A 15,930-nucleotide genomic window follows, 5' to 3' on the forward strand; every position below is an offset into this window, starting at 1 on the left:
CGGGGCCGCGCCTGTAAAGTAGAAGATCGCCGGAGACGTCATGGGCCCCTGGATTCCCGCCTTCCTCGCCGCCGCCCTCGTGGCGCAGGTTCCACCCTCCGGATCCGCGGTCGAGGGCCGGCTGCGCCGGGATGTGGCGTTCCTGGCGTCGCAGGGCCTCCAGGGCCGGGGCAACGGGTACCCGGGGCTCGACCAGGCCGCCGAGCATGTCCTGCAGACATGGAAGGAACTGGGCCTGAAGGCGCAGATCCAGCGGTTCCCGTTCGTCGCGAAGGTGGTCAGGGAGGCCCAGGGCGCCCTCCTGACCCACGGCGAGGAGGCCCGGCCGCTGGTCTGGGGCCGGGACATCGAGGCCATCGGCTACAGTGGGGACGCGGACTTCCGCATGAAGCCCCTCGCCTTCGCCGGCTATGGTGTGCAGATCCCCGGCGGCTACGACGATCTCGCGGGCCTCGAGGTGAAGGATCACGTGGTGGTCATCGCCCGCACCCTTCCCGATACGGAGGCCTTCGCCCACCTGCCGCGGGGGGAGCGGAGCCTGCTGGCCCGCGTGAAGCGCCTGCAGGCCGGGAGGGCCGCCGCGGTCCTCGTGCTGGAGGATGGCCCGGCCCGGCCCCTGCAGCGGGAGGAGGGGCCGATGAAGCTGGACATCCCCGTGCTCAGCCTCTCGACGGGCGCCCTCGGGGACGCCTGCGGCGACCTCCAGGCCCGCCTCCAGGCCATCCGGGATACCGGGAAGCCCGCCAGCCAGGACTTCATCTACGCTCCCTGGACCACGCTCACGCTGAAGCTGAGGCTCCGCCGCGAAGAAGCCCAGGTGCCCAACGTGGTGGCCCTGATCCCCGGTCGCGATCCCAGGCTGCGGAAGGAATACATCGTGATCGGCGCGCACCTGGACCACCTGGGCCTGGGCGAGCGCCACAGCCTGGGAGGCGCGGATGGGCGGGGACAGGTGCATCCCGGCGCGGACGACAACGCCTCGGGCGCGGCCCTGGTGCTGGAGCTGGGCCGGGAGTTGAAGCAGGCCCGCCCGCGGCGCTCCATCCTGCTGATGCACTTCGGCGGCGAGGAAGAGGGCCTGCTGGGCTCCAGCCATTGGATCCAGCACCCCACCCACCCGCTTGAATCCGTGAAGTTCATGCTCAACTTCGACATGGTGGGTCGGCTGGATCCCGCCGCCCCGAAGCTGTTGATGGGCGGGCTGGGCGCACCGAAAGCCGCCCTGGAGGCCGCGAAGAAGCTGGCGCCGGAGGGTTTCTCCATCAGCGGGGACGTGGGGGCGGCCGTGGGCGGCTCGGACCACATGGCCTTCTCCCAGGCGAAGATCCCCACGTTCTTCTTCTTCACGGGAGTCCACGGCGAGTACCACCGGCCCACGGACACGGCGGACCGCATCAATGTCGCCGGCATGGCCGCCCTGGCGGCCTACGGGCGCACGGTGGCCCTGGATCTCGCCGACGCGGACACGGTGCCGGCCTTCGATCCGGATACCGCCAAGGTGGTCCTGCCGGGCGCTGGCGGACCCATGCGGGTCGCCTTCGGAACCCTCCCCGACTACGCGGACAACCCTCGGGGTTTCCGCATCAACGGGGTATCCCGCGGCTCCACGGCCGAGGCCATCGGGCTCCAGGCCGGCGACATCATCATCGGTTTCGGTGGCCGGCCGGTGAAGAACATCTACGATTTCATGGACGCCCTCGATGCCCACAAGCCCGGCGACAAGGCCGTGGTCCGATGGCTCCGGGGAGATCAGACCATGCAGGCCGAGGCCACCCTGAAAGGCCGCTCATGAGACTCGCCACCCCCATCGGGTTCGCCACCGAGGTCTTCCTCCAGGAGGCGCCGGATCCGGCCCTGCTGCCCGAGGGGCCCTGGACGCTGGTGGGCGATCTGCACCTGAGGGAGGCCTGGACCCGCGCGGGCCTTCCGGAACCCAGCCACGCCCTGTGGGTGGCGGTATCCGAGGAGGAGAAGAAACTCCGGACCATCCTTCCCTGGCTGGAGCACTGGGCCCGGGTGCCCCTGCACCGGGACGCCACCGTGGTGGCCCTGGGCGGCGGCGTCCTCTCGGACATGGTGGGTCTGGCCTCGGCCCTCTACTTGCGGGGCATCGCCTGGCAAGTCTGGCCGACGTCCCTGCTGGCCATGGCGGACGCGGCCCTGGGCGGCAAGACCGCCGTGGACCTCGCCGCGGGCAAGAACCTGGTGGGAGCCTTCCACTCCCCCAGGCGCCTGGTGGCCTGCACCTCCTTCCTGGCCAGCCTGCCCGAGCGGCACCTGGAGAATGGCCGCTGGGAGCTGGTCAAGACCGCCCTCATCCAGGGCGAGACGCCCTGGGCCGTGGAGATGCTGCAGGACGGGCCCGTGAAGGTCCCCTGGGTGGAGCGGGCCCTGGCCTACAAGGCCGGCGTGGTGCACCGGGACCCCCGGGAGGCGGGCGAGCGGCGGTTGCTGAACCTCGGCCACACCCTCGGCCACGCCCTCGAGGCGGCGTCGGGCTACGACCTGCTCCACGGGGAGGCGGTGGGCCTGGGCCTGCTGGGCTCCTGCCTCCTGGCTGAGGACCTCGGCCTCAAACCTTTCCCCGCCGCCTTCCTCGCCTCCCTGGCCCGGCGGCTCGCCCCGCTGGCGCCCATGGTCGCCCCCTGGTCGGCCTGCCTTCCCCTGCTGCACCGGGACAAGAAGGCCAGGCACGCGCCCGGGGCCACCGAGGACGCGCCGGCCACGGAGATCCACTGCATCCTCCCCCGCTTCGGGGAACCGGCGATCCAGCGCGCCCTGGCCCCCGGGGCCTGGGAATCCCCCCATGCCCGTCTTGTCGATCTGCTCCACCGGGAGGCTCCCCGTGCCTGACCTCCGCCTTCCCCTCCTCGCCGTCCTGCTGGCGGCCAGCCTGGCCGCGGCACCGCCGGAAGACGTGCGGGCCCTGATGCTCCAGGCCCGCGCCCTGCAGCTGCGCGGCGGCGGTTCGGATCCCGCCGCGGCGGCAGCCATCTACCGGCGGGTGGCGGCCCAGGTGCCTGAGAGCGCGGAGGTCCACCTGCGGCTGTCCGAGGCTCTCCAGGAGGCCCAGGACCCCCGAGGCGCCCTGGCGCCGGCCCGCAAGGCCGTGGCCCTGGCGCCCCGGAGCGCGGAGGCGAGGGCCCACCTGGGCCTGCTCCTGTACCAGCTCTCCCAGTCGGACGAGGCCATGGCGGCGGAGGCCGCGAAGGAACTGCGGGCCGCCACAGCCCTGCTGCCCCAGGATCCGGAGCTGTGGGCCCGGCTGGGCGAGGTGTCCGAGAAGCTGAAGGATAACGAGGGGGCCCTTCAGGCCTGGCTGCATCTGGGCCGGCTCCGTCCCAGCTTCCAGGCGGCCTGGGAGCGGGCGGCCATCCACGCGCGGGCCCTCCAGAACTACGAGGGGCGGCGCGAGTCCGTGCTCGCCCTCAATGCCCGCAACCCCGACGAGCGCCAACTCCGCATGCTGGAAGAGCTGGCCCGGGATCAGATCCAGGCGGGCTACCTGGCCCACGCCGAGGAGAGCTTCCTCCTGCTCGCCCAGCACCTGCCGCGGGAGGCGGGCCTCTGGGAGAACGTCGCCCTGGTGCGCCTCCAGACCTCGCGGTTCGAAGAGGCCCTAGAGAGCCTGGGCAAGGCGGAAGCCCTGAAGGTGACGCCCCGGACGACCTTCAATACGGCCCGCGCCCTCATGAACCTGGGGCGCTTCCAGGAGGCCGAGACCCGGCTCGCGACCCTTCTCGCCGGCAAGATCCAGGAGGACTGGATCGCCGACGGATCGCAGGCCCTCTATGCGGAGACGCTCCTCCTCCAGGGCAAGGGCGGCGCCCTGCTGACCTACCTCAAGGAGCACCCGGGACGGGAGCAGGTCGCGGGCGAGCTGCAGGTGTTCACCTGCCAGGCCCTCATCAGCCGCAACGACTGGAAGAGCGCCCTGGCCGCGCTGAAGGACGGCATCGCGCGATTCCCCAAGGTGCCCTTCTTCCAGCAGGCCGCGGAGCTTCCCCCCGATTGCCTGGAATACCGCTTCTTCTCACGGAAGGAGACTCGCGCCGTCCTGGAGCAGCTCCATCTGGAGGGCATGGCGGCCATCTGGTCCGAGTTCCGCCGCTGGGACAAGTGCCTGGAGGCGCTCGAGCGGGCCCGCAGCCTGGGGCCCGTGAAGAACGTGGACATCCTGATCATGCAGAGCAGCGCCTATGACCAGCTGGGGCGGGCCGACGATTCCCTCCGGGTGCTCCGGGAGGCGCAGAAGACGAACCCGGGTAACCCCATGGTGCAGAACAATCTGGGGTACCAGCTGCTGGAGCAGGGGCAGAACCTGGAGGAGGCCGCCTCGCTCATCGAGGCCAGCGCCAAGGCCACCCCGGACAACGGCAATGTCATCGACAGCCTGGGGTGGGCCCAGTTCAAGCTGGGGAAGATCGCGGAGGCGGAAGTCACCCTCCGCCGGGCGGCGGAGCTGAGCCCCTTCAGTCCGGAGGTGCGGAAGCACCTGGGTGAAGTGCTGGTGAAGCAGGGCAAGCTGGCCGAGGCGGCCGAACAGTGGGAACGGGCCCTGGCGTTCGTCTTCCCGGACCGCCCCGCCCTGGAGAAGCGGCTGGGGGAGCTCCGCGTCCGCCTGGCCCGCGAGCAGGCCCGGAAGGTCGGAGAGGCCCAGGCGCCCGCGCCGGATGCCACCCCTGATGACGACGACGAGGAATGATCATGCTGGTTTTGCAGGTTCCCCCCGCTGATGTGACGCCAGCCCCGGCGGTGCCCGTGCGCGCCCAGTACGGCTGGGGGTATTCCGGCTCCGGCGGCGAGGGGACCGGCACCCTGAACCTGCTCATGGAACCGGTCTCCGGCCGCCTGGTGGCCGAACTGCATGGGCTCGGCGAGCGCCTGCTGCTCCTGGAGGGAGACCGCGCCTCCGGCTACCGGCTCCAGGTGCCCCGGCAGAAGGTCGACCAGCGGGCCGCCACCCTGGCGGAGCTGCCGCTGCCCTTCCTGCCCCAGGTGGCCAGCGTCGAGGCCCTGCTGCGCATGCTCCGACAGGGAGAGGGGCCGGGCGTGTCCGTGCTGAAGAAGGATGCCGCGGGACCCCGGAAGCTCCACTGGCAGGGCCGGGATCCCCAGGGCAAGGCCGAGCAGGTCTGGCTGGACCGGAAGCGCTGGGAGGAGAGCAAGTAGGCGATCAGGGCTCTGGTTTGCCGGCTGCGACCCAGGCGCTGAGGATGGCATCCCCCAGGTGCTTGCCCGCCAGCTGGAGCTGCCGGGTCACCACGGGACCCTGCCTGGCCCAGAAGAGCGTCCAGTAGGCGGGGGTGCGCATGGCCCGGCCGCGGGTGTCGGTGGGCGTGGTGCGGTCCGCGGTCCGGTCGTCCTCCAGGAGCTGGGGGATGAGCGCGTGGGAGGCGCGGAGCCATTCCCAGGGGCGCTCCAGGAATCGCGGGTCCACCTCGGCGGGAAGCGGGGCAAGCGCCTCCGGCTGGACGTACCGCTCGACCAGGCCGGTCTCCCAGCGGCTGTGGACTCCGCGCTGGTTCGTGGCCTGGCCGTCATGGTTCTCGGTGGTATGCAGGGGCACGTGCGCGTCCGCCACGTAGTGGCTCAGGATGGACGTAGCCATGGACACCCGGGCGGCGTCACCGGATCGGAAGGCATCCACCAGGTCCCGCCAGCGGTCCTGGATGATCCAGGGCACCACGCCCGTGCGGTAGAAGTCGCCGCCCAGGCGGGCCTGGGCCTCTTCCAGGGTGCGGGGGAGGTGATCGGGTCCCCCGTAGGGTTCCATGTCCAGGAAGTGGCGAGGGCCCTCCTTGCGATCCTGGCGCCAGTGGTCCGGGTCCGAGGCATGATCCTCCATCTCGCCCTCGCGCCCTGCGAACCAGGCGCGGAGCTCCGGCGGCAGACCTTTCAGGGCCAGGGCGCAGGCGGCCCGGTGGCCCTTGTCGCCCCAGGCGGAGAGGGGAAGGGCGGCCAGGAGCAGCGCGAGCAGGGGAATCTTCATGGTGTTTGGCGACTCTCTGAAAACGAACCCCACGAAGGACACGACGAAATACGTGAAGGGCACGAATATAGAGGCATTTATTCGTGCCCTTCGTGGAGATCTTTTGTGGCTGGGCTACTCGGGGATGGTCCCGGTGCGCTCCCAGCGGGTGCGGGTGAAGAAGTGGCGGGCGGCGTCGATGAAATCGGCGGCCACGTCCGCGGGGCCGTCGGGCACGCGGCCGTTGTCGTTGTCCGTGTCGCCCTCGCGGAAGCTCCACCACACGATGAAGGGCCGGCCCCGCAGGTGGTCCATGGGCAGGAAGCCCCAGTAGCGGCTGTCCATGCTGTTGTCGCGGTTGTCGCCCATGGCGAAGAGGTGGCCCGCCGGCACGGTGACGGGGCCCAGGTTGTCCTTGAAGCCTTCCTGGATGAGGCTGTTCATGGCCTGCATCTGGTTGTGGTCATGGAGGGCCAGCACCTCCGGATCCGCATGGCGCCAGAGGCCCACGGGGTGCTCGGCCTCGCCGGCGTTCCGGGTCAGAGGCCAAGGGCCGGGCGTGGGACCCTCGGGACTCCTGCCGAACTGGAACTCGAAGGGGCCGGTGATCAGCTTGCCGTTCACGTAGAGCCGCTTGTTGCGCATCTCCACGGTGTCGCCCGGCAGGGCCACGCAGCGCTTCACGTAGTCCTGATCCCGGTCGATGGGATAGCGGAACACGATGATGTCGCCGCGCTTCACCCCCCGCATGGGGAAGAGCTTCTCCTCCCAGGCCCACTGAGGCTGGGCGAAGATGAACTTGTTGGCCAGCAGGTGGTCCCCGATCATCAGCGTGTTGCGCATGGAGGCGGAGGGGATCTTGAACTGCTGACCCACGAAGGTCTTGAAGAACAGGATCAGGATCATCGCGAAGCAGATCACTTCCAGATTGTCCCGCACGGCGCCTTTGGCGGCGCCGGGAGGCAGTTCGACCTCGAGGTCGGCGGACGTGTCGGAAGCGGATTCAGCGGCCATATCGGCTCCGGGATTGGTCGATCAGGGGCGTTGGCCGGGGAACGGGCCGGAGAGGGGGGCGGGGGGCAGGTCCACGAAGCCGCGGGCCACCAGCCGGTTGATGGTCACCCAAACACCGCCGCGTTCTTCCTGGGACTCCACCTCGCCGAGGTTCGGCAGGTAGAGCGTGCGGCGCCGGGGACCCTGGGGCGGCTGGGTTTCCACCCACACGCCGACGGGGTCCGAGGTGGAAGGCAGGAGGGCCGCGCCTTCCCAGGTGGCGCGCCCCACCACGCGGAACCGGGTGCCCCGGTCCTCCCAGGTGGTGGTGGAAGGGAATCCTGTCGGCAGGGGCTGGGCCAGCACCCGGCCATCCTCGCCCAGGAGGGCGATGCCGCCGTCCTGGTGGCGGACCAGCAGGCTCATGTGGCCGCGGAGGCTGGTGAGATCCAGCTGCACCACCCGGGGGGAACCTGGGGCCATGGACGACCGGGCCACGCGCACCTGCAGGCGGTCCGAGGAGCGCTCCGGCTGGGGCCGGGACGGGTCCTCGAAGGCCAGGGTCAGCCCTTCCTCCCAGGGGCCGTAAACGGGGGCGGCCGGGCGCGGCTGGCAGGCCAGGGCCAGCAGCAGGGCAGCTGGCGCCAGCAAGACCGCTGGTGCCAGCCGGGGCAGGCGTGGACGCATCAGCGGGGTCCTTTGTTGAACTTGGCCATCAGGTCGGTCAGCGAGGCGCCTGAGGCCGGAACCGCCGGCTCACGCTTGGGCTGGGGTGGACGGGCTTCGCGCTCGGGCCGCGCCGGGCGAGCCTCCTGGGCGCGCGGGGGCCGGGCGCCCTCCGGCCGGGGTGGCCGGGGACCTTCGGGCCTGGGTGGCCGCGAGCCTTCGGGCCGGGGCGGCCGCGGCCCCTGGGGCCGGCCGCCAGCCTGGGGGCCGGACTGGGGACGGGGAGAGCCCTGGGGCCCGCGCTGGGGCCGGCCCTGAGGATGGCGATGGTGGGGCTGCGGCCGCTCGGCGCCTTCGGGGGCGGCGAGCAGGGCCTTGATGGACAGGGCGATGCGCTTGGCCTCCAGGTCGACGGCCAGCACCTTCACCTTCACGGCCTGGCCCACGCTGAGGGCGTCCGCCGGGTTCTTCACATAGCGGTGGGCGATCTCGGAGAGGTGCACCAGGCCGTCCTGGTGGACGCCGACATCCACGAAGGCGCCGAAGTCGGTGACGTTCGTGACGATGCCCTGGAGCTCCATGCCCACTTCCAGGTCGCTGGGCTTGTTGACGCCCTCGCGGAACTGCACGGCCTCGAACTGGTGGCGGGGATCGCGGCCGGGCTTCTTCAACTCCGCCAGGATGTCCTTCACCGTCTCCACGCCGAACTTCTCGTCCACGAGCAGCTTGGGATCCAGGGCGTCCAGCACGGCGTCGTTGCCGATGAGCTCGGGCACGGTCTTGCCCGCCAGCTGGCAGATGCGCTGCACCACGGGATAGCTCTCCGGGTGCACCGCAGAGGCGTCCAGGGGATCTTCGCCGCCGGGAATGCGGAGGAAGCCCGCGGCCTGCTGGAAGGCCTTGGCGCCGAAGCGGCCGACCTCCAGGAGCTGCTCGCGGCGCTTGAAGGCGCCGTGCTCGAACCGGTGGGCCACGATGTTCTTCGCCAGGCCCTCGCCGATGCCGGCCACATAGGCCAGCAGCTTGTAGGAGGCGCTGTTCAGGTCCACGCCCACGCGGTTCACGCAGCTCTCGACCACATCATCGAGGCCCTTCTTGAGGGCGGTCTGGTTCACGTCGTGCTGGTACTGGCCCACGCCGATGCTCTTGGGATCCACCTTCACCAGCTCGGCCAGCGGGTCCTGGAAGCGCCGGGCGATGCTCACGGCCCCGCGCACGGTGACGTCATGCTCGGGGAACTCCTCCCGGGCGATGTCGCTGGCGGAATAGACCGAGGCGCCTGCCTCGCTCACGCTCACGCAGATGAGGCCCTGGCGGTTCGTCTCCTTCAGCCACTCGCGGATGAAGGCCTCCACCTCGCGGCCGCCGGTGCCGTTGCCCACGGCGATGGCTTCCACGGGGTTCTCGGTGCAGAGCTTCTCGAGGATGGCGCGGCTGCCCTCCAGGTCCCGCTTGGGCTCCAGGGGGTAGATCACCTCGTTCTGCACCAGCTGGCCCAGCCGGTTGATGACCACCAGCTTGCAGCCGGTGCGGATGCCGGGGTCCACGCCCAGGGTGCAGCGCTGGCCCGCGGGGGGCGCCAGCAGCAGGTGGTCCAGGTTGGTCTGGAACACCTTGATGGCCTCGCCGTCGGCCTTCTTCTTGGCCTCGTAGCGGACCTCGGACTCGATGGTGGGCGAGAGCAGGCGGTCGAAGGCGTCGCCGGCCACCTCGTTGAGGAAGCGGCGGTAGCCGCTGGCCGGGTTCACCTGGACCTTGGAGACGAGCTGGCTCACCAGGTTCTCGCGCTCCACCAGGAGCTTCACGGTCAGGATCTCCTCCTTCTCGCCGCGGCGCAGGGCCAGCAGGCGGTGGCTGGGGATCTTCCGGATGGGCTCGGAGAAGTCGAAGTAGGGCTTGAAGCGCAGCGCGGCCTGGTCGGCCTTGCGCTCCTCGCGGATCTCGGATTTCAGCACACCCTGCTCGTGGAACTCCAGGCGCAGCCAGGCGCGGATGTCGGCATCCTCCGCCAGGCGCTCCGCCAGGATGTGGCCGGCGCCCTCCAGGCACTCGGAGGGCGAGCGAAGACCGTCCTCGTCCTTGATGAAGGGCTCGGCGAAGATGAATGGATCGGCGCCCGTCGCGTCGGTCAGGAGGGAATCCAGCAGGGGCTCCAGGCCGCGTTCCCGGGCCACCGTGGCCTTGGTGCGCTTCTTGGGCTTGTAGGGCAGGTAAAGGTCTTCCAGCTCGGCCTTCACCCAGGTGCTCTCGATCTTAGCCTTCAGCTCAGGCGTGAGCTTGCCCTGCTCCTCGATGGACTTCAGCACGGTCTTCCGGCGGTCCAGCAGGTCCTTGTAGTAGGCGTGGCGGTCCTCGACGGCGCGGATGGCGACTTCGTCGAGCGATCCCGTCGCCTCCTTGCGATAGCGGGCGATGAAGGGCACGGTGTTGCCCTCCTCCAGCAATGCCACGATGGCGGCCACGCCGGCGCGGGGGAGCTTCAGCTCCTTGGCCATGAGGTCGAGCACTTGATCCACACTTGCTCCTTGCATCCCGGGTCCGGGCGAACTGCGATGATACCAAGCCGGGCTCGAATCCGGCGATGGGCCGATCCGCGCTAGAGAAAGGCCTTGCGCCGCGCACCCGCGGGCGCACGCTCCAGGGCGCGCAGGGCCTTCTTCCACTGGGCCGCGTCCAGGCCCGTGCCGATGACCACGGCCGCGCAGGCCGGAGCGCTGCCATCCGCGAGGAGGGGCAGGGGAGAGATTTCCAGGCGCCCGTCGGCCAGCTGGAAGGCCCAGCGGTCGCTGCCGTCGTTCCGGGCGGCCCAGCCCGCGAAGGCGCAGACGCCCTTGGCGCGCAGCAGCTCGCCGGAGTCCGGCGGCGCCAGCAGCAGGGCTTCCAGCGCCGCGGGGTCGATGGGGTGATCCCAGTGCAGGGTGAGCGAACGAGCCTCGGCGAAACTGGGGCCTCCGGAGGGTTCCCAGCCCTCGGGCACGGGGCGCAGGTCCCCGCGCCAGGGATCGGGACTGCCCTCGGGGGCGAGCCCGTGGCGCGTGGGGATCAGGGGAATGTGCTTGAAGGCCGCGCGCAGCTCGCCCTCCCAGGCCACGGCCGCCGAAGGATCGAGATCGGCCTTGCTGAGGTGGATGAGGCTGGCCAGGGCGGCCTGCCGGTGGAGCAGGGGCTTGGTCTTCAGGTGATCCACGGGGGCCAGGCAGGAGACCACCGTGAGCAGCCCCGCCAGCCGCAGGCGTCCGGCCAGGGCGGGCTCCACCTCCAGGTCCAGCAGGTCCGTGGGGTCCGCCAGGCCCGTGGTCTCGAGGACCACGCGCTCGGGCCGCTGGCCTTCCGGCTGGTCGCACCAGGCCTGAAGGGTGGCCACCACATCGTTGCGGAGGCTGCAGCAGACGCAGCCGTTCACCAGGTTCTCCACGCCTGCCAGCTCGGGGCGTTCGGCATCCACCAGGGTGCCGTCCACGCTGATGGCGCCAAATTCGTTGATGAGCACGGCCACCCGGTGGCCGGCGGCGACCTCACCTTTAAGCAAGCGGTTCACGGCGGTGGTCTTCCCGGCGCCCAGGGGGCCGGTGACGATGAGGACTTCGAGCGGAGCGCGATCGGACATGCCTCCATCATGCCCTGGAGAAACAGCGGAACGCGAAGTCCACGAAGACGCCCTTCGGGCGCGCCAAGAGCGCGAATGGGTGCCCCATGTCGAGAGACATATGGATTATTGGTTCTTCGCGATACGGGGCGATGAACAGATGGTTTTGCCACCGATTGCGGTGATTTCAGTGATGAAAAGACCGGGCGCTGTCCCGGGCAGCATGGGCTCCATGGGGGGCGCCAGGACCGCGCCCTCTTTGGGGTGCGCGACCCTGGCGCCCCCCATGACTTCCGGCGGAGCCGGAAGCGGCCTACGGCCGGCCCACGCGGGAAGCATCCGAGGCGTCATCACCGCGATCTCTGGAATCGATGGCAACAAGCCTTGTTTTGCTTCGCGGTCTTTGCCCTCTTCGCGCCCTTCGCGTTCGTCTTTTCCAAGGTCTCCTTTGTCCCGGCGCGGCCAAGTGTGAGAGCGTAAACGGATGGATGCCCTGGACCTGAGCTACCTCGCGGCCGTTTCCCTGGCGGGGGCCGTGGCTCGGTCCTGCGCCAAGGGGCTGCCGGAGGGCTGGCGGATCCGGCTGCAGGCGGAGGCGCCGGACTTGCCCAAGGGTCGCTGGATCTGGCTGCACGCGGTGAGCGTGGGTGAGCTGCTGCTGGCGGACGGCCTGGTGGCCCGTCTGCGAGAGGCCGGCCACCGCGTCCACCTGAGCACGGGCACGCCGGCGGGGCTGGCGCTGATGGTGAAGCGCCTGCCGGGTTGGGACGCGGGCACGGGGCGGATCAGCGGCGGGGCCTTCCCCCTGGATGATCCCGAGGGTCTCGAGCCGTTCCTGAGACGCCCGCCCGGCCTCTTCCTGGCGCTGGAAACCGAGATCTGGCCGGGGCTGCTCCAGGCGCTGGAGGTACGCGGCGTCCCGCGGGTCATCGTGAACGGGCGGCTCACGGAGAAGTCCCTCCGGAAGGGCGGCCCCTGGATGCGGCGGGCGGCCTCGCGGCTGAGCCTGGTGTCCGCCCGAGACGAGGCCAGCGCGGAGGCCTTCCGGCACTTGGGCGCTCCGGATGTGCGCCTGGGCGGCAACCTCAAGGCCGACCTTCCTCCCCCGCGTCCCCTGCATGAAGGCTGGACGGCCCTGCGCGCAGCCTGGGCGGGCCTGCCCGTGGCGGTTGCGGGCAATACGGTGGAGGACGAGGAAGACCTGGTCCTTGGGGCCTGGCGCGCGGCCCGGGAGAAGCATCCTGGCCTGAAGCTCATCCTGGCCCCGCGTCAGCCCCGCCGCTTCGATGCCGTGGCGGACCTGATGGCGGCCCGGGGCCTGGCCTTCCGCCGGGCCTCCGGCGGATGGGGGGAAGGCGCCCCCTGGTCGGGGACGGACGTGCTGCTCCTGGACACCCTGGGCGAGCTCTCGGCCGCATACGCCGAAGGCACCGTGGCCCTGGTGGCCGGTGGCTGGGCCGCGGCAGGTGGGCACAACCCGCTGGAGCCGGTCCGCGTGGGAGTTCCGGCCCTGGTGGGCCCGGGCTTCTCTAATTTCGAGGACCTGGTGCCGCCCCTGCGCGAGGCGGGGCTGCTCCAGGTGGTTCCCGCCGCCGGGCTGGGCGTGGCGCTGGATGCGGTCCTGGCCGCCGCGCCGCTGCGCTCAGGGGGCCCGGCTCCGCTGCCCGAGGGCCTGAGGGGGACGCTGGACCGCACCATGGGGCTTGTGGAACCCTATCTGGCCACCCTTTCGGCTGCCAGCGGGCTGGAATCGCATCGAGTATCCTGAAGCGTGGAGCCGCCATGACTCGCCGTGGGACGCACATCCTTCTGATCGATGACGACCCCTCGGTGCTCGAGATGGTCCAGTCCGCCCTGGCCCATTACGGCATGGAGGTCCACGGCTACCCCGACGCCGCCCAGGCCCTGGAGCTCCTCCAGAACCCCAAGGCCCCGCCCTTCGACCTGGTCATCAGCGACATCAACATGGAGGGCATGGACGGGTTCGAGGTGGTCCACAAGGTGAAGGCTTCGCACCCCCACCTGCCCGTGGTGCTGATGACCGGCCAGGCCTCGGTGGACTACGCCATCCAGGCCATGCGGCTGGGCGCCTCCAATCTGTTCATGAAGCCCATCGCCATGAAGGATCTGGTGCACAGCGTGTTCCACCTGGTGGAGCTGCACCGGGAGCTCCGCAAGACCGATGATGGCCTACGCGGGCTGGTGAACGAGCGGCGGCATTTCCTGTTCCGCTCCGACGAGCTGGACATCCCCAGCCTCACGCACCACCTCACGGACCGGCTGGTGCCCATGGGCTTCGCCTCCGCCGGAAACATCGACGTCATCGCCATGGCCATGCATGAGGCCCTGGTGAACGCCCTGGAGCACGGCAACCTCGACCTGGATTCGCGGCTGAAGGGGGATCTCTTTGCGATGGAGGATGCCTACGCGGCGCTCCGCGCCGAGCGCATGGCGGATCCCGAATACGCAGGGAGGCTCATCGAAGTCCGCCTTGCCATGGATACGGAGCGGTTCGAGGTGGAGATCAGCGACGAAGGCCGCGGCTTCGACGCCGGCCGGCTCTCTCCGCCCCAGCCCGATTCGGAGATGGCGCCCCACTGCGGGCGCGGCCTGCCCCTCATCCTCCTCGTGATGGACGAAGTCCACTTCAACGAGAAGGGGAACCAGGTGCGGCTGGTCTTGAGAAGGAAATAGCTGTCGGCTGTCAGATAAAGAAAACGCCGGGTCGCCCCGGCGCTTTTACTGACAGCTGAGAGCTGGTGGCTGACAGCCCTTAGAACGCACTCTCCACGAACGCCTTGAGCTGGGGCTTGGGCTGGCCGCCGATGAGCTTGTTCACCGGCTTGCCGTCCTTGAAGACGATGAGCGTGGGGATGCTCATGATGCCGAACTGGCCGGCCACCTGGGGATTCTCGTCCACGTTCATCTTCACGAACTTGGCCTGGCCCTTCATTTCGGCGGCCAGCTCGTCCAGGACGGGGGCGATCATCTTGCAGGGGCCGCACCAGGGGGCCCAGAAATCCACGAGGGTGACACCCTGGGCGACGGCTTGGGGGAACTCGGCGTCGGTGATGTGCGCGACGAGGTCGGACATGGGAACTCCTTTCAGGTTCAGGGTACGGGAATGGGGCCGCCGGGATTGGCGCCACCCCATTGGGCGATGGTGAAGATGCTCATGTAGCGGTCGTTGGTTTCCCGCAGGCGCTGCGCGAGCACTTCGCAAAGGGCGTAGAGGATCTTGAGCGCGATCTTGTGCTGGGTTTCGATGATGGACCGGAGATCCTGCAGGGGGATGAAGAACAGCTCGGAAGGCTCGTTGGCGATGGCATCCGCGGCGCGGGCGGACAGGTCGATGAGGGCCATCTCGCCGAAGTAGGCCGGCGGCGCCAGGACGGCGAGGGCCTCCTCGCCCGTGGCGCCGCGCTTGGAGATCCGCACCGAACCCTTCAGCACGATGAAGAGGCCGTCGCCGGCATCCCCTTCCCGGAAGATCACCTCATCGGCCGCGACCTGGCGCTTCTGGCCGATGATCAGGATCTGGGCGCGCTCCACCTCGTCCAGGTTCCTGAACAGGGGCGACTGGGTCAGGAAGCGGGCGTCGATCACCGGGGATCCGAGGAAGGTTCCAAGGGCACGTGGGCACAGATGTCGAGGCCGAAGCCACGGAGTCCAATGTACTTGGTTTCATGCCGGCTGAGCAGGCGCATTTTTCCAACCCCCAGCTGGCGCAGGATCTGGGCGCCCACGCCGAAATCCCGGTCGTTCATGGCCTGGAGCTGGGCGTGGCCCTCCTCGGCCACCCCCGGGGTGTGGGCATGGCGGCGCAGGTAGACCATGGCGCCGCGGCCCTCCTTGGCCAGGGCGGCCATGGCCCGCTGGAAGAGGCCGGTCTCGAAGCCGTGCAGGTCGTCGGGCAGCGTCTCCACATGCACCCGCACCAGAGGCGGATCGCCCCCCAGGTCTCCCAGCACGAAGGCCAGGTGGCTGCCGCCGTCCAGCAGGCTCCGGAAGCTGTGGACCTTGAGGGCCCCCCACTGGCTCACCATGTCGCGGGCTCCCAGGTGCGTCACCAGGGGTTCCTGGCGGAGACGGTAGGCGACCAGGTCCGCCACGGTCACCAGGGGCAGGCCGTGCTGTTTGCAGAAGGGCACCAGGTCCGGCACCCGGGCCATGGTGCCGTCGTCCTTCATGATCTCGCAGATGACGCCGCTGGGATGCAGGCCCGCCAGGCGCGCCAGGTCCACGCTGGCCTCGGTCTGGCCTGTGCGCGTGAGCACGCCGCCGGGCCGGGCCCGCAGAGGGAACACGTGGCCGGGCTTCACGAAGTGCTGGGGCTTGGCGTCCGGGGCGATGAGGGCCTGGATGGTGCGGGACCGGTCCTGGGCGCTGATGCCGGTGGTGGTGCCTTCCCGGGCTTCCACCGAGATGCAGAACGCCGTCTCGAAGGGGCTGGTGTTGTCGCGGACCATGAGGGGGATCTGGAGGCGGTCCAGCACCGGGCCCTCCAGGGCCGCGCAGATGAGGCCGCGCCCATGGGTGGCCATGAAGGCGATGGCTTCCGGGGTGACATGCTCGGCGGCCAGGGTGAGGTCGCCCTCGTTCTCCCGGTCCTCGTCATCGACCACCACCACCATGCGGCCCTGCCGGATGGTGTCGATGGCTTCCTCGATGGAGGCGAAGGGGGAGTCGGGGCGGGTGCTCATAGACCCATCAG

At 70.0% G+C, this 15,930-nt stretch carries 14 protein-coding genes; 6 read left to right on the top strand and 8 right to left on the bottom strand.

Going from position 1 to position 15,930, the window contains the following annotated elements:
• The first annotated feature begins 40 nt into the window (after positions 1 to 40).
• From MLJ35_RS03200 to MLJ35_RS03215, 4 genes are read left to right on the top strand one after another with little or no spacing between them, the layout of a single operon-like run.
• Positions 41 to 1,792 carry a M28 family peptidase gene (locus MLJ35_RS03200; RefSeq protein ID WP_243382922.1) on the top strand — a complete coding sequence of 584 codons (1,752 nt, stop codon included), beginning with the start codon at positions 41 to 43 and terminating at the stop codon, positions 1,790 to 1,792.
• Positions 1,789 to 2,853, top strand: coding sequence for a 3-dehydroquinate synthase (locus MLJ35_RS03205; RefSeq protein ID WP_243382924.1), 1,065 nt, complete (start codon positions 1,789 to 1,791; stop codon positions 2,851 to 2,853). Before MLJ35_RS03200 ends, MLJ35_RS03205 begins: the two co-directional genes overlap by 4 nt.
• Positions 2,846 to 4,705: a tetratricopeptide repeat protein gene (locus tag MLJ35_RS16085; protein WP_243382925.1), complete on the top strand. Its 1,860-nt coding sequence runs from the start codon at positions 2,846 to 2,848 to the stop codon at positions 4,703 to 4,705. The genes MLJ35_RS03205 and MLJ35_RS16085 overlap by 8 nt, the downstream gene beginning before the upstream one ends.
• 2 nt (positions 4,706 to 4,707) lie before the next feature.
• A complete protein-coding gene (locus MLJ35_RS03215; protein WP_243382927.1) occupies positions 4,708 to 5,172 on the top strand; it encodes a hypothetical protein in 465 nt (154 codons plus the stop codon).
• Positions 5,173 to 5,176: 4 nt separating this feature from the next.
• Here the strand turns inward: MLJ35_RS03215 and MLJ35_RS03220 are convergent, their stop codons facing one another.
• From MLJ35_RS03220 to MLJ35_RS03240, 5 genes are all read right to left on the bottom strand, one after another.
• On the bottom strand, positions 5,177 to 5,992 hold the full coding sequence (locus MLJ35_RS03220; protein ID WP_243382928.1) for a S1/P1 nuclease: 816 nt from the start codon (positions 5,990 to 5,992) through the stop codon (positions 5,177 to 5,179).
• 114 nt (positions 5,993 to 6,106) lie between these two features.
• Positions 6,107 to 6,985 (bottom strand): signal peptidase I, encoded by an 879-nt coding sequence (lepB, locus tag MLJ35_RS03225; RefSeq protein ID WP_243382930.1) that lies wholly within the window; start codon positions 6,983 to 6,985, stop codon positions 6,107 to 6,109.
• A gap of 21 nt (positions 6,986 to 7,006) precedes the next feature.
• Positions 7,007 to 7,651: a hypothetical protein gene (locus MLJ35_RS03230; RefSeq protein ID WP_243382932.1), complete on the bottom strand. Its 645-nt coding sequence runs from the start codon at positions 7,649 to 7,651 to the stop codon at positions 7,007 to 7,009.
• Positions 7,651 to 10,161, bottom strand: a complete 2,511-nt coding sequence (locus MLJ35_RS03235; protein WP_420843013.1) for a Tex-like N-terminal domain-containing protein — start codon at positions 10,159 to 10,161, stop codon at positions 7,651 to 7,653. The genes MLJ35_RS03230 and MLJ35_RS03235 overlap by 1 nt, the downstream gene beginning before the upstream one ends.
• 65 nt (positions 10,162 to 10,226) lie before the next feature.
• Positions 10,227 to 11,237 carry a CobW family GTP-binding protein gene (locus tag MLJ35_RS03240; protein ID WP_243382936.1) on the bottom strand — a complete coding sequence of 337 codons (1,011 nt, stop codon included), beginning with the start codon at positions 11,235 to 11,237 and terminating at the stop codon, positions 10,227 to 10,229.
• Positions 11,238 to 11,700: 463 nt separating this feature from the next.
• Between MLJ35_RS03240 and MLJ35_RS03245 the strand changes: the two genes are divergently transcribed.
• A complete protein-coding gene (locus MLJ35_RS03245; protein ID WP_243382937.1) occupies positions 11,701 to 12,984 on the top strand; it encodes a 3-deoxy-D-manno-octulosonic acid transferase in 1,284 nt (427 codons plus the stop codon).
• 14 nt (positions 12,985 to 12,998) lie between these two features.
• Positions 12,999 to 13,910, top strand: a complete 912-nt coding sequence (locus MLJ35_RS03250) for an ATP-binding response regulator (protein ID WP_243382939.1) — start codon at positions 12,999 to 13,001, stop codon at positions 13,908 to 13,910.
• Positions 13,911 to 13,989: 79 nt separating this feature from the next.
• Here the strand turns inward: MLJ35_RS03250 and trxA are convergent, their stop codons facing one another.
• From trxA to ribB, 3 genes are read right to left on the bottom strand one after another with little or no spacing between them, the layout of a single operon-like run.
• Positions 13,990 to 14,310, bottom strand: a complete 321-nt coding sequence (gene trxA, locus MLJ35_RS03255; protein WP_043483480.1) for a thioredoxin — start codon at positions 14,308 to 14,310, stop codon at positions 13,990 to 13,992.
• Between the two features lie 17 nt (positions 14,311 to 14,327).
• Positions 14,328 to 14,822 (bottom strand): cyclic nucleotide-binding domain-containing protein, encoded by a 495-nt coding sequence (locus tag MLJ35_RS03260; protein WP_243320557.1) that lies wholly within the window; start codon positions 14,820 to 14,822, stop codon positions 14,328 to 14,330.
• Positions 14,819 to 15,919, bottom strand: coding sequence for a 3,4-dihydroxy-2-butanone-4-phosphate synthase (ribB, locus tag MLJ35_RS03265; RefSeq protein WP_243287919.1), 1,101 nt, complete (start codon positions 15,917 to 15,919; stop codon positions 14,819 to 14,821). The genes MLJ35_RS03260 and ribB overlap by 4 nt, the downstream gene beginning before the upstream one ends.
• Positions 15,920 to 15,930: the final 11 nt, after the last annotated feature.

It is taken from the genome of Geothrix alkalitolerans (genome assembly GCF_022808885.1).
GTDB classification, from domain to species: Bacteria; Acidobacteriota; Holophagae; order Holophagales; family Holophagaceae; genus Geothrix; species Geothrix alkalitolerans.